The 17,176-nt window shown below is 59.6% G+C and carries 17 protein-coding genes; 2 read left to right on the top strand and 15 right to left on the bottom strand.

The features are described 5' to 3' along the window. Positions 1–8 precede the first annotated feature (8 nt). Positions 9–995: a TRAP transporter substrate-binding protein gene (locus ACP148_RS12555; RefSeq protein WP_421952949.1), complete on the bottom strand. Its 987-nt coding sequence runs from the start codon at positions 993–995 to the stop codon at positions 9–11. Between the two features lie 124 nt (positions 996–1,119). Here ACP148_RS12555 and ACP148_RS12550 point away from each other — a divergent pair, with 124 nt between their 5' ends. Both ACP148_RS12550 and ACP148_RS12545 read left to right on the top strand, forming a co-directional pair. Beyond that, positions 1,120–2,070, top strand: coding sequence for a LysR substrate-binding domain-containing protein (locus ACP148_RS12550; protein WP_421952948.1), 951 nt, complete (start codon positions 1,120–1,122; stop codon positions 2,068–2,070). Between the two features lie 379 nt (positions 2,071–2,449). Beyond that, positions 2,450–3,595, top strand: coding sequence for an alpha-hydroxy acid oxidase (locus ACP148_RS12545; protein ID WP_421952947.1), 1,146 nt, complete (start codon positions 2,450–2,452; stop codon positions 3,593–3,595). A gap of 42 nt (positions 3,596–3,637) precedes the next feature. On the opposite strand, the gene ACP148_RS12540 is transcribed toward ACP148_RS12545, so the two are convergent. The 14 genes from ACP148_RS12540 to ACP148_RS12475 form a co-directional block, all read right to left on the bottom strand. Next, a complete protein-coding gene (locus tag ACP148_RS12540; protein WP_421952946.1) occupies positions 3,638–4,915 on the bottom strand; it encodes a TRAP transporter large permease in 1,278 nt (425 codons plus the stop codon). Then, entirely contained in the window at positions 4,912–5,436 is a 525-nt protein-coding gene (locus tag ACP148_RS12535; RefSeq protein ID WP_421952945.1) for a TRAP transporter small permease, read from the bottom strand. The genes ACP148_RS12540 and ACP148_RS12535 overlap by 4 nt, the downstream gene beginning before the upstream one ends. Positions 5,437–5,502: 66 nt before the next feature. Beyond that, complete coding sequence (locus ACP148_RS12530; protein ID WP_421952944.1) at positions 5,503–6,513, bottom strand: TRAP transporter substrate-binding protein; 1,011 nt, start codon at positions 6,511–6,513, stop codon at positions 5,503–5,505. A 61-nt stretch (positions 6,514–6,574) separates the two neighbouring features. Then, positions 6,575–7,717, bottom strand: coding sequence for a mandelate racemase/muconate lactonizing enzyme family protein (locus ACP148_RS12525; protein WP_421952943.1), 1,143 nt, complete (start codon positions 7,715–7,717; stop codon positions 6,575–6,577). Further along, a complete protein-coding gene (locus ACP148_RS12520; protein ID WP_421952942.1) occupies positions 7,710–8,549 on the bottom strand; it encodes a fumarylacetoacetate hydrolase family protein in 840 nt (279 codons plus the stop codon). Before ACP148_RS12520 ends, ACP148_RS12525 begins: the two co-directional genes overlap by 8 nt. A gap of 11 nt (positions 8,550–8,560) precedes the next feature. Next, complete coding sequence (locus tag ACP148_RS12515; RefSeq protein ID WP_421952941.1) at positions 8,561–9,346, bottom strand: acetoacetate decarboxylase; 786 nt, start codon at positions 9,344–9,346, stop codon at positions 8,561–8,563. 3 nt (positions 9,347–9,349) lie between these two features. Further along, positions 9,350–10,399, bottom strand: coding sequence for a Gfo/Idh/MocA family protein (locus ACP148_RS12510; protein WP_421952940.1), 1,050 nt, complete (start codon positions 10,397–10,399; stop codon positions 9,350–9,352). A gap of 30 nt (positions 10,400–10,429) precedes the next feature. Continuing rightward, a complete protein-coding gene (locus ACP148_RS12505; protein WP_421952939.1) occupies positions 10,430–11,188 on the bottom strand; it encodes an SDR family NAD(P)-dependent oxidoreductase in 759 nt (252 codons plus the stop codon). Further along, positions 11,182–11,946, bottom strand: coding sequence for an SDR family oxidoreductase (locus ACP148_RS12500; protein WP_421952938.1), 765 nt, complete (start codon positions 11,944–11,946; stop codon positions 11,182–11,184). The genes ACP148_RS12505 and ACP148_RS12500 overlap by 7 nt, the downstream gene beginning before the upstream one ends. Continuing rightward, on the bottom strand, positions 11,939–13,393 hold the full coding sequence (locus ACP148_RS12495; protein WP_421952937.1) for a hypothetical protein: 1,455 nt from the start codon (positions 13,391–13,393) through the stop codon (positions 11,939–11,941). The genes ACP148_RS12500 and ACP148_RS12495 overlap by 8 nt, the downstream gene beginning before the upstream one ends. Continuing rightward, a complete protein-coding gene (locus tag ACP148_RS12490) occupies positions 13,390–14,487 on the bottom strand; it encodes a hypothetical protein (protein ID WP_421952936.1) in 1,098 nt (365 codons plus the stop codon). Before ACP148_RS12490 ends, ACP148_RS12495 begins: the two co-directional genes overlap by 4 nt. A gap of 6 nt (positions 14,488–14,493) precedes the next feature. Next, positions 14,494–14,808: an L-rhamnose mutarotase gene (locus tag ACP148_RS12485; protein WP_421952935.1), complete on the bottom strand. Its 315-nt coding sequence runs from the start codon at positions 14,806–14,808 to the stop codon at positions 14,494–14,496. Positions 14,809–14,822: 14 nt separating this feature from the next. Next, positions 14,823–15,638: a sugar phosphate isomerase/epimerase family protein gene (locus ACP148_RS12480; protein ID WP_421952934.1), complete on the bottom strand. Its 816-nt coding sequence runs from the start codon at positions 15,636–15,638 to the stop codon at positions 14,823–14,825. A 24-nt stretch (positions 15,639–15,662) separates the two neighbouring features. Then, on the bottom strand, positions 15,663–17,159 hold the full coding sequence (locus ACP148_RS12475) for a sugar ABC transporter ATP-binding protein (RefSeq protein WP_421952933.1): 1,497 nt from the start codon (positions 17,157–17,159) through the stop codon (positions 15,663–15,665). Positions 17,160–17,176: the final 17 nt, after the last annotated feature.

Genomic DNA, 17,176 nt, shown 5'->3' with positions numbered 1-17,176 from the left:
GAGTGGTGTTAGTCAAGGCTGCGGATAAGCTCGAGCAGGTCGGTGACTTCGAGGTCTGCAGCGACTTGGTCATGCAGAGGTGCCACGATCTCGATGAAAGGTGCTTTGTCGACTTCTGTCAAAGTCACCTGTCCACTTTCAACCAGCGGTGCGAGAAGAGAGCTGTCATATTCGATGCCCGCATCGATGGCGACTTGGGAGGCGTGGGCGGCGGCGGCCATGAGGGCAGCCTGATCGTCTTCACTCAGCCGATCAAAGCTCGCCTGGCTCATCGTTATGTGGCTGACCATGAACTGATGTTCGGTCTGTGAGTGATAAGGCGCAACTTCATAGAGCTTGTTGGCGACGTATGCGCTAATTGTGCTTTCAAATGCATCGACCACGCCGGTCTGCATTCCTGTGTAAAGCTCCGTAAAAGGTAGTGAGGTCGGCAGCGCCCCGGATGTCTCCCACATCAGAGCATCCATCCGTGACCCCGGAACGCGCATCCGCATCCCTGCAAGGTCATCAATCGTTGCAACAGGGCCGTTATTGTTGCTCAAGTTCCGAACGCCACCGCCAGTCAGAGCCAGCAACTTGAGCCCGTTGCCGCTGTCGCTATAGACGCTCTGGAAGTAGGCAGATATTTCGCTTTCCGGCGCCACTGCTGCCCTTAAGACTTCTTCATCCGCAAACAGATAGCTCAGGCTGAACAGCTGGTATTGGGGGAAGAACGGTGTGGCCTCCTGAGTGCCACCAATCAGCACATCGATGGTACCCATCCGCATTTCGTCGAGTGCGGTCGCATCATTGCCCAACGCGCCACCATTGAAAATTTCAATCTGCACGCGGCCATCTGTCGCTTCGAGCATATCCTCGCGCAGAGTCTGTGCGGCGTCGAGCCAAGGGTGCGGTGCATTTGCTTGCGTCGAAAGGCGGAGTGTTTGCGCGTGAGCGGGAATGGCGCTGGCTAGAAGGAGCGCGGCGGAAACCGTCACCCGGTAAAATGCTTTCATTGGTATTCCCCTTTGTTTGTCTTGCCGACTTTTGCCTTCGTCGTTTTTTGACGATTGACAGAGGTTGTTTCGTGCGATCCATAATGTCAAATCGCACTTAGGCATTTTATCATGCGTAGATATTATGGACGCCCCGACCGAACACGACCTCCTCCCTCACATAACCCTCCGTCAGGTCGAGGCCTTTCGGGCGGTTATGCGCACGCAGGGGATGACCAGCGCTGCCCATATGCTCTCGATCACTCAGCCTGCCGTCAGCAGGCTGATTGCGGATCTGGAAATGAGCTTGGATCTCAAGCTATTTGAACGAAATGGCCCAAAGCTCAAGCCGACCGATAACGCGCTGCGATTGATGGAGGAAGTTCAGCGGGTCTTTCTCGGTCTGCAACAGATCGAACAGGCGGCACGTACGATCAAGCGCTTTCCTCAAACTCTGATGCGGATCGCCGCGCCGCCGTTTCTTTCTCTCGGTTATGTCTCATTGGTTGTCGGCGCGCTGCGTCGCCAATATCCTGCCTTGCGGTTTAGCATCCATACCGACACATCACTGGCAATTGCCGATCAGGTCGCGCGCGGACAGCACGATCTCGGCTTTTGTACGCTGCCCCGCGGCACAAACGATGTCCGGGTGATTCACGAAAGCAGCGTTGAGGCGGTTTGTGTTATGCCCCGTAGGCATAAGCTGGCTGACCGCGACATCATCGATGTTGGTATGCTTGCAGACGAACCTCTCATCGTCTTGGGGGAAAGCGGAAGCATTCGTCCGCAGATCAATGGCGTATTTTCGAGCGCCAGAATCGCTCCTAACATCACTGCCGAAATCCTGTTTGCGGCGACGGCCGGAAGCCTCGTGGAGCAAGGCGTGGGACTGGCACTAATGGATCCATTCTCCGCGCGGGCGACTCGAACTGAAGCGTTGGTCGTCAAACCTTTCAAGCCGCGCGTTATGCTGACCTATTCCATGATCGCCCCGCTTCATCTCAAACTTGCGGAGCCCGTAAATTTTGCCGCGACGGTGGTACGCAATGAAATCGAGGCCATGCTTCCCAATTGGGCATTTGCGAGCTTCAACTAATCTGTTCTGATGCAGTCACCGGCAAAAATGGCGTTATTTCTTATGAAATCAACCGCTTGTAATCTCTTAGAAGCCCTGGGTTCGGCAACTTTCTCAACCTACCAACGGTTGAATGGGAGGGCATTTGTGATGGGGAAATGGGGCCGAAACCGGACTGGCGGGTTTTGGCAAGGATTGAGACAAAGCCGACGTTCGGCATACGAACCGATGTGGTCGCGCAAATCGATAGTCAGGACATCCAGAAGCAGCTGTTTCGTTAACAACCAGCAATAGTCGTGACCTAGCAATTTCGCAGCCCATGTTTTAGGTATTCATGACTAGGTCATATGCCCTCGGCATCAGCCGATTCAGCCCGCTATTTTAGTGACAGACGACCATCATGCGCCTAAAAAACTGCCACAATTTTCACGATTTCCGCCGTATGGCGCGAAAGCGTTTACCAAGGCCGATCTTTAACTATATCGATGGCGCTGCCGACGACGAAGTGACATACCGGCGCAATACGGCAGCATTCGAGGCTGTCGATCTGGTCCCCAGCGTTCTGCGTGGAGTCAAGGATATCGACATGTCGGTAACGGTGCTGGGCCAAAAGCTAGCACTGCCTGTATATTGTTCTCCAACAGCTCTTCAACGCCTGTTCCACTATGATGGCGAGAGAGCTGTCGCGGCCGCGGCAAACACGTTTGAGACGATGTTCGGGGTGTCGTCACTGGGCACAATCAGCCTTGAGGAAGCGCGCAGGATTTCGTCGGGCCCGCAGGTTTATCAGTTTTATTTTCACAAGGATCGCGGCTTGAACCGGGAAATGATGGCCCGGGCCAAGCACGCGGGAATCAACGCCATGGTGCTGACGGTGGACTCAATCACCGGCGGCAATCGTGAACGCGACAAGCGGACAGGCTTTTCCATCCCTTTCAAGCTCAATCTTTCGGGGTTGATCCAGTTCGCCATGCGTCCGGCATGGGCGCTAAACTACCTGACGCACGAGAAATTCTCCTTGCCCCAGCTCGACAGCCATGTCGACATGGGCAGCGGCACGATGTCGATATCCAAGTACTTTACTGAAATGCTCGATCCTGAACTATCCTGGAAAGACGTCGAGGACATGGTTGCCGATTGGGGCGGACAATTCGCGCTCAAGGGGGTGATTTCCACTCAGGATGCCCGCATGGCGGCAGATATCGGCTGCAATGGTATCGTAGTGTCCAACCATGGCGGCCGTCAGCTCGATGGCTCACGTACTGCCTTCGAGCAACTCGGCGATGTCGTCGATACCGTTGGTGACAGACTCGATGTCATGATGGATGGTGGAGTACAGCGCGGGACCCATGTGCTTAAGGCTCTGGCCATGGGCGCCAAGGCCGTCGGCCTGGGGCGCTACTACCTGTTTCCGCTGGCGGCGGCCGGCCAACCCGGCGTCGAACGGGCGCTCGCAAACATGAAGGCCGAGATCGAGCGGGGCATGCGCCTAATGGGTGCGGAAAAGGTGAGCGATCTTACGCGTCAGAGTCTCTACATCCGGTAGGCCGACACAGGTTGGGCAACAATCTGCCCAACCTGCGCACTGTTACTGGAGAACCAGGGACGGCAGCCAGCCTGTCAGGAAGGGAACATAGCCCACCGTCAGCGTCGCAAACGCCCACCACAAGATAAAAGGCGTCAGCATGCCGAATGTCTTGGTGTATTCGATATCGGCGATGCGTGATGCCACCATGGCGAGAATTCCCACGGGGGGCGTCAGGCCCCCGAGCACCAGCGACATCAGCGTGAATACGCCGAACTGGACCCCGTCATAGCCATAGAACTGGGCGATCGGCGTCAGAATTGGCACGACCAGAATCAGGGCGGAAACCGTTTCGACAAACATTCCCAAAAGAACTAGCAGGATAAAAATCAAGAACAGCGCGATATGAGGGTTCTCGGTTATGCTCACAAAACCGTTCAGTGTGGCCTGTGCAAAGCCGCTCGCGACGAGCACGTAGCTGAACAATGAGGCTCCTGCGAGAATGATAAGCGCGCTGCCCGCCGTTACGCCGGCCGACAGCAACAAGGCGTATCCGCCTTTTAACGTATAGCGCTTGGCAAGGATGCCATAGAGCGCGGCATAGGCCACAGCCACTGCGCCCGCTTCTGTCGGCGTGAAAATTCCCGACAATATGCCGCCGACGATGATGACGGGAACCAGAAGCGCGGGAAGCGCAGCGCCTCCGCTTTGGACCAACTCCCGCCGGGTCGCCCTGGGCTGTGCCCCAGCCCCGCCTCGCGCTGCAAGAGCCCGCGCCAGCACCATAATACCGATGCCGGCCATGATGCCCGGCAGCGCGCCGCCAAGAAACATCGCGCCGATCGAAATTCCCGTCATAGAGCCATAGATTACGGCGATAATGCTCGGCGGAATGATCGGCGCCATCAGCGCGGCACAGGACGTGACAGCGACGGAATAGGATTTCTTGTAGCCTTCCCGTGTCATCGCCGGGATCATCATCGACCCGATGGCCGACAGGTCGGCCAGCGAAGAGCCGGACAGGGCCGCGAGAAACATGTTCGAGAGGATGTTGGCTTGTGCAAGGCCGCCCTTGAGATGCCCTATCGCGGCTCGGGAAAACGCCACGATTCTCTGCGTGATGCCGCTTGAATTCATCAGTTCCCCTGCAAGGATGAACAGCGGCACGGCGAGCAGCGCGAAGCTGTCAAGAGATGCAACGATGCGCTGCGGCACGATGAGAATTGATTGGTCACCGGCAGCAAAGATCGCGGCAATCGCCGACAATCCCATGGCAAAGGCGAGCGGTACGCCGAGAACGAGACACAGGGCGAACCCCGCAAAGAGCACGGCTATGGTCATGCAAGATGCTCCTGCGCGTGATCGGCTTCGGTGGTGCGATGGGTGCCCGAAATCGTGTGGACGATGAAAAAGAATGCGATAAGGGTCGCCCCGGTGGGCAATGAGGCAAACACGTAGCGCATCGGAATCTGCGTCGCCGGAGACGTCATGCGCCAAAGCTGCATGATGTAACTCGTTCCCGCATAGGCCATGATGGCGCAAAAGATCACCACTATGATCGTGACGGCCCAATCCATAATGGCCGCGATCCGAGAATTGCCGATAAGGCCGTGCAGAGGTGCCAAGGCAATATGGGCACCACGGTCGGCGGCCACGCCGGCCCCGATCATGACCCCCCATAAGAGCCCATACCGCACGATCTCCTCCGACCAGACCAGAGAATCGTTGAGAACGAACCGATAAAAGACCTGAGCGCAGGTAATGACGGCATAGCTTGCGACGATCACTGCGAGAGCCGCTTCGCAAAGGACGCGCACGCCGCGGACGAAATGCGACTGCGCAAGACTTGGACGAGCATTCACGAGGACATATCCTTTCCCGGAGCGAAAAGATGCCAGCACGGGCTGGCATCTTTCATGGTTGACACGCTATTCGGGCGTGGCCGCAACGACCATGTCGATCCAAGCCTGTCCGGCATTGCCCGTCCGCGAAATGAACTCGTCCCAGACCGGCGCCATCGCCTCCTGGAATGCCGCGCGATCGGGATCATCAATGGCTTCCATGACCTCGGCCAGCTGGTTCCAATATTCCTCGGACGCTTCGGCTGTCGCGACATTGAACTCGGAAAGTGCCGTTTCGGCAGCACGGTGCAACGCGTCCTGCTGCTCTGCCGACAGGCTATCGAACTTGCCCGCATTGGCGAACAGGTTCACGTCAGTCATGATGTGGTTGGTCCTGGACAAATGGCCGGCCACTTCGTTGAGCGCTCCATTCACAAGGCCCTCAGCCGGATTTTCGACGGCGTCGATCACCCCTGTCTGCATGGCTGTGTAGACCTCGCCCCAGGCCAACGGGGTGGGGTTGGCGCCGACGCTGTCGAAAGCGCTGACATAGACGGGAATTTCGGGCACCCGGATGCGCACACCGGCCAGGTCCTCAGGAGTGCGGATGGGAGTGTCACGGGTAGCGACAACCCTGAAACCGGCATTGCCGAACCCGAGCACCTCAATGTTGAGATTGTTGCGCAAATCCTCGCCGATCTGCTGGCCGCCTTCACCCTCAAAGAACGCCGCGAAATGGTCGTTGTCAGCAAAAAGAAACGGCAAGCTGACAAAACCATATTCCGGTCGCCAGTTGCCCAACGTGCCCATGTCCGACCAGACAAGGTCAACGGTACCGATCTGTACGGCCTCGGCCCCTTGCCTCAGCCCCGCGATCTGCCCCGATGGGAAGACCTCCACTGAGACCGCGCTATCTGTGTATTCGGCAACCAGTTCTGCAAACCGGTTCGATGCGACATCGACAAGGTGGCCCGGAGCTAGGTGGTGCGAAAGCCGCAGGGTCACATCCTGGGCCGATGCCGTGCCGACGCCGCTGGCAGCGATGGCTAGGCTCAGCGCCAACACTTTGAGGGATCTGCGCTTGTTGAAGTCTGACATGTGTTTTCTCCTCCTGTATGGGTGTTTAAAAGTGCGCATCGGGTCCTTGGCCCGACATGAATCAGCTCTGGTCTAGCCGGGCCGAATTGACGAGGTCTTCGTTGATCATGATGCCCAGCCCTGGTCCTTCGGGCATCCGCACATAGCCATTGTCGTGCCCGACAGGGCGGTCGACGAGATCGCGCTGCGCCGGTCCATAAATGGGTTGAAGCTCAAGCAGATGACAGGCCGGGCAGGCCCAGCTCAATGCCTGGCTGGCGGCACCCACGATGGCTGTCGAGAAATTGTGGGCGTTGGCCTGGCGGCGATTGAGCGCGCAGATATCGGCCGCCTTTCGGAAGCCGGTTATGCCTTCGACGCGGCCAGGGTCCAGCCCGATGACGTCGACAGTGCCGGTGCGCACGATACGCTCGACGCCGCGCGCATTCCATTCGCGCTCGCCATAGGCAATGCGGATGCCGGTGGCGGCGCGCAAGGCGCGATATCCCTCGGGATCGTCATGCCCCAGCGGTTCTTCCAGCCAACCCACGCCAATGTCCTCGAAGGCCCGCGCCCGCTTGATCGCCGTTGGGATGTCCCAATGGTTTTTCATCCCCAGATCAATCATGAGCTGTTTGCCCGGTCCCATCGCTTCGGTAACGGCCTTGGCAAATGCCACGTCCCTGTCGTGATCAAACCCCAGATGGGCGTCGCCGGCTTTTCCGAACCCGATCTTGGCGCCGTGAAGGCCGGTCGCTGTGTACCCGGCAATCTCCTCGGCCATCGCGCCGATGTCGCGCTTGGTGCCGTGAAGGCTCGCGATTGCCGGCAGGCGGTCGCGGACCGGTCCGCCCAGAAGGTCGAGCACACTAGCGCCCAGCAGCTTACCCTTGAGGTCCCAAAGGGCGATGTCGATGCCCGAGATCGCCATTGAAGCAATGCCGGCCCCGGTGCCATACCACCAGCTATGGGCCTTGAGCGACTGCCAGACCGCTTCTGTGTCCATCGCGCTTTGGCCGACCACGCGTTCGGACATGCCCGCGACAAGGCAGGCAGCGGCACGGCTGGCCTCAGGAAAATACGTGCAGCATTCACCCCAACCAGTCGCGCCGTTCTCTGCGGTGATCCTGACGAGGCATACCGAGCGCGTGCGGTTGTGATCGACGGGCTCGGGATAGGCGACAGGGATCGCTTCGATGCTGCGGACAGTAAATTCCTTACTCATCGGCCACGCAGACCTGATGCTGGGTCCCTAGTCCCTCTATGCCTAGATTAACGGTGTCCCCGGCCTTGAGATAGCGCTGCGGCTTGAGGCCCAATCCCACGCCTGGGGGCGTGCCGGTAGAGATGATATCCCCCGGATGCAGCGTCATGAACTGGCTGAGATAGCTCACAAGATGAGCAACGGGATAAACCATCGTCTTTGTTGACCCGTCCTGCATTCGTTCGCCATTGACGTCGAGCCACATTGCCAGCGCTTGCGGTTCTTTCACTTCGTCCGGCGTCACCAGCCACGGGCCGATCGGGCCAAAATTGTCGCTCGACTTGCCCTTGGTCCACTGGCCCTGGCGTTCAGCCTGAAAGGCGCGTTCGGAAACGTCGTTGACAACGCAATAGCCGGCGACGTGGGCCATGGCCTGGCTCTCCTCGACATACTTCGCCCGTTTGCCGATGACGACGCCCAGTTCCACTTCCCAGTCCGTCTTGACCGAGCCACGCGGAATGATGATTGGATCGTTGGGGCCGCAGATCGCCGATGTGGCTTTCATAAAGAGGACTGGCTCGCTCGGCACTGCCATGCCGCTTTCGGCGGCGTGGTCCGCGAAATTGAGCCCGATGCACATGAACTTTCCCGTCCCCGAGACACAGGGACCAAGGCGGGGAGACCCTTCAACCAGAGGCAGGGTTTCGATCTCCACCCCTGCCAATTGCTCCATGTCTGCGAGAACGGAGGAATCGATATCGCCGACCACGCCCGAAAGGTCGCGGATTGCCCCGGAAGCATCGAGAATGCCGGGCTTTTCGGCACCGGCTTCGCCATAGCGGAGAAGTTTCATGTCAGTGGTCCTCAGTCAGAAGGGCCCGGACCGGAAGGGTCCGGATCGAGATAGTCATGCAGCACGACCCCGGGAACGAGCGTGAAGGCGCCCTTCCAGAAAAAGCCGTCAAGCATTTCACGCACTGGCAAATGGTGAATCGGTGCCTGGGCATTGGGCCGCAATTCGGTGGTGCAGGGCCCGCGCCAGCACTCGGTGATCTTGAAGTCGGCGAGGCTGCGCGAGGTCAGCTGCCTGATTGCGGGGCGGCCATCAATGTGATCGACCACCTTCAGGTTGATGTTGGTGGCGAAAGGGAAGATGTCGGAAAGTTCCGAGATATCGGCCCGCTGCTGCTTGTAGGCCATAGTGCCGGTCAGAATGTCGATGCCGTTCCTTTCAAGCTTGCCCACGATGAGATCGCCGCGAAACTCAATGGTGGGCTGCCCGAATTTTTTGGGTTGGCCGTGCACCTCGCGTCCGTGAGCCACTCCGATGTCGGTGGAGAGAAACAGATAAGGCGAATAGGCGCCAACGGCGGTGCCGGGGAGTTCGGCACCAACCATGACGTTGGTTTCGGCGTACGGTCCGATCCACTCTGTGTCGTTCATCTTATAGATGTGGGCCATGACCGTGTCGCCGGTCGGAACCACAGGCTCGGGCAGGATGGCCTCGATCGCCGCGATGTCGGTGCGCCAAACAAGTGTCATCACCTCCACGTCATGGAAGGTAAAGGGAAAGGGCGGGACCATCGGCGCATCGAGCGGGGTCGAAAACCCGCCCTTGACGATTTCAGCTATTGACGTCTTCCAGGCCATGGCTCAGACCTTCTCTGGCTTTCCCGACTTGAACGACCGATACATGGCATCGAGAACTTCGATGGCGCGCATGCCAACTGTTCCATTGGCCTCGATGTCATCGTGGGTCGCGGTGCCCAAGCATACCTGCGCCAGCCTGTCGATCGGTTTGACAGCTTCATATTGCCCGGCATCGGCAGCAAGCTCGACAACGACGTCGTCCTTGTCAAAGCGGCGCAATTCAAGCCGTGTGCGGTCCATGTCGAGCGCCAGCATGCCTTCGGTGCCGAAAATGCGAAGGTCCATCTGATAGGCGCAGTGCTTGGGCAGCAGCGCAGATCCCGAAACCGACGCGCAGGCGCCATTCTCGAAGGTCACCACCGCGGCATTGGTGAGGTCGACATTGGCAGCGGACTTGGTCTCGCAGGCGTAAACCTGTACCGGCTTGATATCGACGAGCCGGAACAAAAGTCCGAGCGAATGGCTCGACTGCCCCCATCCATAACCACCAGCCCGATCGGGATCGGCCCATGTCGACGCGTTGGGTTGAAACATGTGCTCGGCCGCGTCGCTCAAACCCTCGCCGCCGAAAAGGTCGTATGTGAAGGTCGAGAGATGGCACGCGATGTGGCGGATTTCTCCAAGCCGCCCGGCGGCAATAAGCTCTGAGGCCTCGGTGGCGAAATCCTTGTAGTTGTATCCATAGGGAATGACGATCTCTTTGCCCTTTTCGCGGGCGAGCGCGACGAGCGCTCTGGCGTCCTCGGCGCTGGTGGTCATGGGCTTATCGATGAGCACGTGACAACCGGCCTCGAGCGCGGCGTCGGCGTGCTCGTAATGTGCCGTATGCGGCGATGTGATCACGACGGCATCGAGGTCTTCGTTGGCCAGCATCTCGCGATAGTCGGTGTATCCCTTCGGCCCCTTGTGCTTCGCCAGTATTTTGTCCAGCGCTTCGGGATTGCGCCTGTTAACCGCGACAAGTTCGATATCCGGATGGGCTATCATCGCGGGAACATAGACCTCGACACCCCACCATCCCGCACCAATCAGTGCTATTTTTGCCTTTGCCATGTGTATCCTCCCTGGTGTTTGCCTAAGCGTTCAGACCATCAACTGACCGCCGTTGACATGCAGCGTCGTGCCGGTGACGTACCGGGCCCAGTCGCTCAAAAGAAACGCTGTTGGCCCAGCCAGTTCACTAGGGTCGGCAAACCGCTGCATCGGGATCATCTTGCGGAAATTGTCGAGATCCTCGTCGGTCATGCCGCCGCGCAACATGGCTGTGTCGGCAGCGCCGGGCGCTACGGCGTTGACAGTCACCCCATGCAGCGCCCCATGACGGGCAAGCGATTTTACGAGAGCGGTGATGGCCGCCTTGTTCATCGCGTAAGGGATGGACCCGTTAAAGCCACCGGTGAAAGCGCCTTGGCTTGTATAGAGAACCAGCCGCCCGCCGCCGCGTCGGATAAACGTTGCCATGGCAGCCCGGGCCAGAAAGAACCCGCCTGATTGATTGACGGCGGTCTGAATTGCGATTTCGTCCTCGGTCGTGTCCTCGAGCGGACGGCGCAGCAACAGGCCAGCGCAATTGACCACACCATAGAGCGGGTTCTCGTCGCTATCTGCATTCTCAACGCATCGGACCACCTCGTCTGTATTCGAGAGGTCGAGTGTATGGGTGGTGATGCCGCCCGCCAGCCTTGAGGTGTCCTCGCACGGCTTGATGTCGGTCGCGATTACATCGGCGCCGAGCTTCGCGAGCCAGACCGCAGTGGCCTGTCCGATCCCCTGCGCCGCACCGACGACGAGGATACGGCGCCCTCTGAGTCCGAATTCGTTCGGGTCAAGATGATTTACCATTGCGCACGTTCCTCCAATCCGACCATTTTGCGAAGATGCGGATCACGGATCGACTGTCCGACCCCCTCGGCGCGCCCCGCACCCTCATCGACAAGCCAGGCAATGCACCGGGCGGGGAGATCCGGCGTGAGCTTGGCGCCGTCATCGAGCCTGGCGATGGCATTGTCGAACTTCTGCTGGGCACCGTTGAGCATGTCCGTACCCACAACCCCGGGAACGAAATCATGAACCCTGATGCCCATGCCGCCATATTCCAGGTCTAGGCAACGCGTCAGCATCGCGAGCCCGGCCTTGGAGGTGCAGTAGGCACTCCAGCCCTCGACAGGATTTTGCGCTGCACCTGAGGAGAGGTTCACGATTACCCCCTCCTTGCGTTTCAGCATGTAGGGCAAGGCCGCCCTGCACATTGCCAGAACACCGCCGACGTTGATCTTAAAGAGCTCCATCGCAGCCAACGGATCGATGTCCGCGATCGCGCCAATGGGATCGATCACGCCGGCGTTGTTCACCACCGCGCCGATCGGTCCAAAGCGCTCGGCGATTGCGTTCACGGCCCATTGCACGGATGCCGGGTCGGCAACGTCGCAGGCAATCCCGACGGCATGCTCTCTACCGATCTGGGCCACGGCAGTGTCCAGACCGGCCTGTCCGCGCGCCGTCAGTCCGACAGACCACCCGCGCTGCGCCAGAAGGCGGGCCGTTTCGAACCCGATGCCGCGCGAAGCGCCCGTGACGATTGCGACCCTGCTTTCAGTCATGAACGGTCCTTCCAGTGATTTCTTTTGTTGCATAGCCGGTGAGTTGGCCGAGCCATCGGCAGGCTTCGGCCAAATGGCCGCGGCTTAGCGCGCCGTGATGGGTTGCGCCGGCATTGGCCCAGTCCTCGAAGGCCGACATCGCCGGGCACCTGTATGTGCGGAACCAGCCATGCGTCACATGAAGGCTGGTACGGGCCGGCTCGAGCGTTTCGCCTTCGAGTGCGATCAGCCTGAACGTGCCGGCTGCAATGTCTGGCACCACCCCAAGCATGGTCGCCGGACCTTCTGCCAGCTCGTGTGCGATCACCACCCCGGGGACTTCCCGTCCAGAGAGCGCTGCGGCGTCCCGCAATGTGACCGAGCCATTGCGGGGCACCCAGGCGAAATCGGCTTCGCCGGTATTGGCGACGAGGAAGGCATCACGCTCGCGGTCGACGGCGTCGAGCTCGCAATAGAGTGTTGCGCCGCCGAGGGCCTTGCCGATCAACATGGCGACAGCTGTCACAAGATCGCCCGTGGCGCTGAACGGACGCCCGGTTCCCGTCATCAGTGATGTGGCGAGGCAGCCGATGGCGCCGCCCGGCAGCTCTACACCATACGGTCCACGGCAGGTCAGGGATCCGCAATCAAGCCGGTACTCGAGGGCGGTGCGGTCGAGCGCAATAGCCATGCGGACGGCCTTGTCGAAATTGTCGGTTTCGCTCCATTGCGTGGCCTCGGGTAGGAGCTGCGGCAAACGTCCGGTCTTGAATGCTGCGATCTCGCTATCGGTGACGGCTGTGTAGCGCGCGGACCATGTTTCGAGCGGAATGTCGACGATTTCGACGCCCGCCATTTGCGCCTCCTGCACGTCAAGGTCCACATGATCGTAGCCCGGCATGGGATTGCCGAGCCGTCCAACGCGCAAACCGTCGAGCTGGCGTGACAAGATGGCTGTGCGCAGGGCCATGCGCAATCGCGCGTGAAAGTCGGGATCGTCCATAAACCCCGCGAGAATGATTGGCGCCCGCGGGAGGTTCAGCCGGCTCAGCATGGCTCCCATCATCGTTGCGCCGACATTGGATGAATGGCGGCACAGTGCGCGCATATCGTAGTCGTCGGTGATCTGGCTCAAGCCATGTGCGCAGGCGATGACAACCGGCACCCCGGCGTCTTGCGCAAGCGCAGCGATGTCGGCGGGCGGGGTCGCCATGGTCGGCACGAACAGCAACGCGTCCGGCCGACTGGCCTTCAACCGTGCGGCAATGGACGCTGTGTCGCCGCTGTCGGCCCAAAGTCCGAGCTCGTGGAGAACGAATTCGTCGCCAAGCTGCGCTAATACCTCGCCCACATGCCCGCGCCTGTCGTCGCGGAACCCTTCAGGCATGATGGATTCGAAATAGGCCATCATGCCGCCGATGACGGCCACCCGTCCCTTAGGCTTATCGAAGGCAAAAAGGTCGGTCACGGCGTGCTCCCGCCAGCCATGATGGCCTCGCGTTCCTCGCGCCCGGATGAACCGAGCGGGGCGCTTGCAGGTGGCTTGGTCCTGCCGACGCGGGTATAGGCCCAGTCGGGAATGTCGCGCGGGTTCTTGTAGACCGTCCAGCTGCAGCGGCTGTCGCCAGTGAGCGGTGCCTTCGGAGGTTCGGTGACGCGGACGGGATAGCCGAACGCCGCAATGGGCAAGTTTTCGTGCAGGATGCAGCAGTGCGCGCAATACCCGCAAATGCCCGTCTCGTTCCAGGTGAAGTCGTGAGCGCCCTGGAGTTCGGGCCAGTTTAATGGCTCTTCCGAGAGGGGAGGAAGTCCGTCCCGCACTTCCCCTTGCATGGACCGTCCGCCCGAGCCGCAAGGGGCAAAGCTGAGGGTGACCTTCTCGTCGTCCTCGAAAAAGTCGATGGTACCGTCGCGATCGATGCCGCTGAGGTGACCGTGATGGCCCTCAAAGCCTAGATAGATCAAAAGCCACTGCGCCGTCTCCCAAGGCAATTTGGAGACGTCAAAGCGTTGGTAGCGCTTGGCAAACCAGTCGCCGATAACCCAGCCCTCGTACATTTCGCGCAGGCTCGGCTCGCCATGTTGTGCGACCACGAGCGAAAAAAGCGCCGAAAGACAGTCAACTTCGGAATCGTGGAGGCCCCGCCAAAGCGAAATGGCCCTATCGAGGTCAGCGCTCTTGGCAGTAGCCGGTCGGGCTGTCTCGCAAACCGAGGCAAGGGCTCCGGCGATGTCTGTCCAGGTCCCGGCGCGATCCCGCGATATTGCAGCATGATAGGGTGACAGTTTGTCCCTTATTTCCCGTTCGCAGCGAGCCAGAGCGTCCGGCTCCATACCCTTGTCCAGAAGATAGCGTCGGGTATCGCGGAACCACTGGGTGTAGATGTCGTAAACGACCTGCATCTCGGACAGAAAGAACTCGGCCAAGGCAGCCGCGCCATCCTGCTCCCCTCGGGCGAGCGCGCGTCGGAGCAGCCTTGGCGTGCCCTCTGACAATTGCGCCCAGCCGCCCGATCGGATCAGGCGCCCAAGAGTATCGTTATAGATGAGGTCGTCTGCCATGAGAGCTCAGTCCATGCGCCACTGAAGGGGAAGCAGGAACGGAAATCCGATGGTTTCGTCGGCCTCGATCTTCATGATTGGCGCCATGTATTCGTTCCAGCGCCGATTGGCGTCGCTCTCGGCAAGGGCAGCTATGGATGCCTTGAGATCATCGGTTTCGAAATAACCGATCAGCGTCAGCCCGTGACGGAAGATATTGTAGTTGCGCAATCCCGCCGCCCGGATGTCCTCGACCAGTTCTGGCCAGATGTCGTCATGACGGCGCTTGTATTCCTCCTCGTATCCGGGACGGACGCCCAGCACCCATGCATAATGACCCATTTCGATACCCTCCCTTATTTGCTCTGCCAGTCGCGTACGAGATCGCGCATTTTGACCGTTTCGGTCAGAACGTCGTCGTAGAGCGTGTTCATATAGGCTTGATGCACATATTCGATGGCGAGCCAGCCAACATAGCGGGCATCCCGCAGCGCACCGAGGAGGGACGCGAAATTGATCGTTCCTTCTTCGGTCTTGCTCTGCAGATGGCCTTGCTTGGCCTGCCGCAAATGGACGTGGCCGGCATAAGGTGCGAGCGTCTCGATCTCGTCTTGGCGAAACCCGAGAGAAACGAAATGGGCCAGATCGAGCGTGATCTTGAGCCCGGGCACCTTATCCACAATCTCGTGGACCATATCGACGCTTTCGATCAGCCCGTGGACATGGGGTTCGATGGTGACCGCGACACCCTCGGCTTGTCCTGCCTCGACGAGCGGCCTGAGGGCGGCGGCCGAAGCATTAAAGGCTTCGCGTCGGCTCTGACCGGGATTGATCAGACCAGGAAGAATGAAGATCGAGGGAGCGCCCGCAGCTTTTGCAAACCGCAGAACTGCATTGAGATCTTCGAGGTTTTGCGGGTCCTGTGGCAGGGCGAGATTACGCTCGGCCAGACCATCGCCAAAAAGGTGATAATAGTTGGCAACCGGAACGCCAGCCGTTTGGGCCACTTCGGCTCCATAGGCATCCGGTGAAGTCAGGATTTTCTGTTTGTCGAGCGCCGAGGCATAAAAGAGCCCCACATCGATGCCGTCCAGACCGAGGACGGACGCAAGTCCTCCGACCTCCTTGAGGCTCAATTGGGGAAACGACCATGTTGTCACACTCAGTTTCATTGCGGCTCCTCCTCTGCAACTTGGTTACGCAGCGACGTCTTGCGTCGCTGTCGCCATGAGTGTTTGGGCGTCGACAGGTGCGTCGAAACGCTCGGCGGCATATCCGTCGATCAAAACCGTCGAACGGTCTGCCAATCCTCCGATTTCCTCGACATCTGACGAGATCACGACGATCGCCAGACCCTGATTGGCCAGCCGCCGCAGATGCGCATAAATGTCCTTGCGCGCGCCGAGGTCGACGCCCCGCGTGGGTTCTTCAAGAATGAGAACCTTGAGGTCGTCGACCAGCCAGCGGCCGATGCACACCTTCTGCTGATTGCCGCCCGACAGGCCGGAAATTTTCTGATCGACGCCGGACGTCCGGACGCCCAAAGCCTCGATCCATTTGCTGGCATAGGCCGTCTGAGAGGATTTGGACATGATCTGGCGTCCGCTGTGACGCTTGAGGAAGGGCAGGGTGAAATTGTCTCCGAGCCCGAGGTCGGGAACGATGCCTTCCGATTTCCGCTCACCCGAAACAAAGCCCACACCCGCCTCGATGGCGTCTACGACCGAGTCCGGCCGGAACGCGGACCGCTCGAGTCGCAGGCCGCCGCTCTGGGGGTGATGGGCGCTGAACAGTAATTTGCCCAGATCCTCGATGCCGGACCCAATCAACCCGAACACACCGTGGATTTCGCGGGCGTGAACCGAAAAACCGACATCGTGTACCCGCGGCGGCGCTGCAAGTCCGTGCGCCTCAAAAACAAGCTCTCCGAACGTACCGGTTCGAGCAGGGAACAGATCGCTCAACTCGCGTCCCAGCATGCTTGTCAGAACAGAGGGCACATCAGTTTCCGACGCTACGACGCTGGCGACGTTCCTGCCGTCCCTGAGCACTTCAATGCGGTCGCAGACCTCAAACACCTCGTTGAGGAAATGGGAGATGAAAATGATCGACACGTTGCGCGACTTGAGGCGGCGCATGATCGCGAACAACCGCTCGCTTTCGGGAGCGGAAAGCGACGCTGTCGGCTCGTCGAGCACAAGGATCCGCGCATCGGCGGCCAATGCCCGCGCGATCTCGACCAATCGCCGTTCGGATATCGAGTAGTGCGCAAGCCGTTGCGTCACGTCGATGGAGGTGATGCCAAGTCCGGCCAGGATCTCCTTTGCCTCTTCGTGCAGCCGCCGCGTGTCAATGCGCGAGAGCCGCGAGCGGCCATGGGCGGGCAGCGTGCCCAGAAAGATATTTTCCGCCACGCTGAGATCGGGGAGAACCTGCAGTTCCTGCGGCACAAGCCGGATACCGTGAGTCATAGCGTCCGAAGGCCGCGCGATGCTGACCGGCTTGCCATCGATGGAAATCGTGCCGGCGTCCTTGGAATAGATGCCGGTCATGATCTTTATGAGCGTGGATTTGCCAGCGCCGTTCGCGCCAAGAAGAGCGACGATTTCGCCCGGCTGCAGTGCGAACCGCACGTCGTACAGGACACGCGAAGACCCAAAGGACTTTGTGATGCCGGTCATTTCCAGCAGCATTGGTCATTCCTCCCGGT

This window comes from Pelagibacterium sp. (assembly GCF_965249125.1).
GTDB lineage: Bacteria > Pseudomonadota > Alphaproteobacteria > Rhizobiales > Devosiaceae > Pelagibacterium.
Note: the sequence above shows the minus strand (reverse complement) of the source record. Positions and strands in the feature narration are given on the sequence as shown.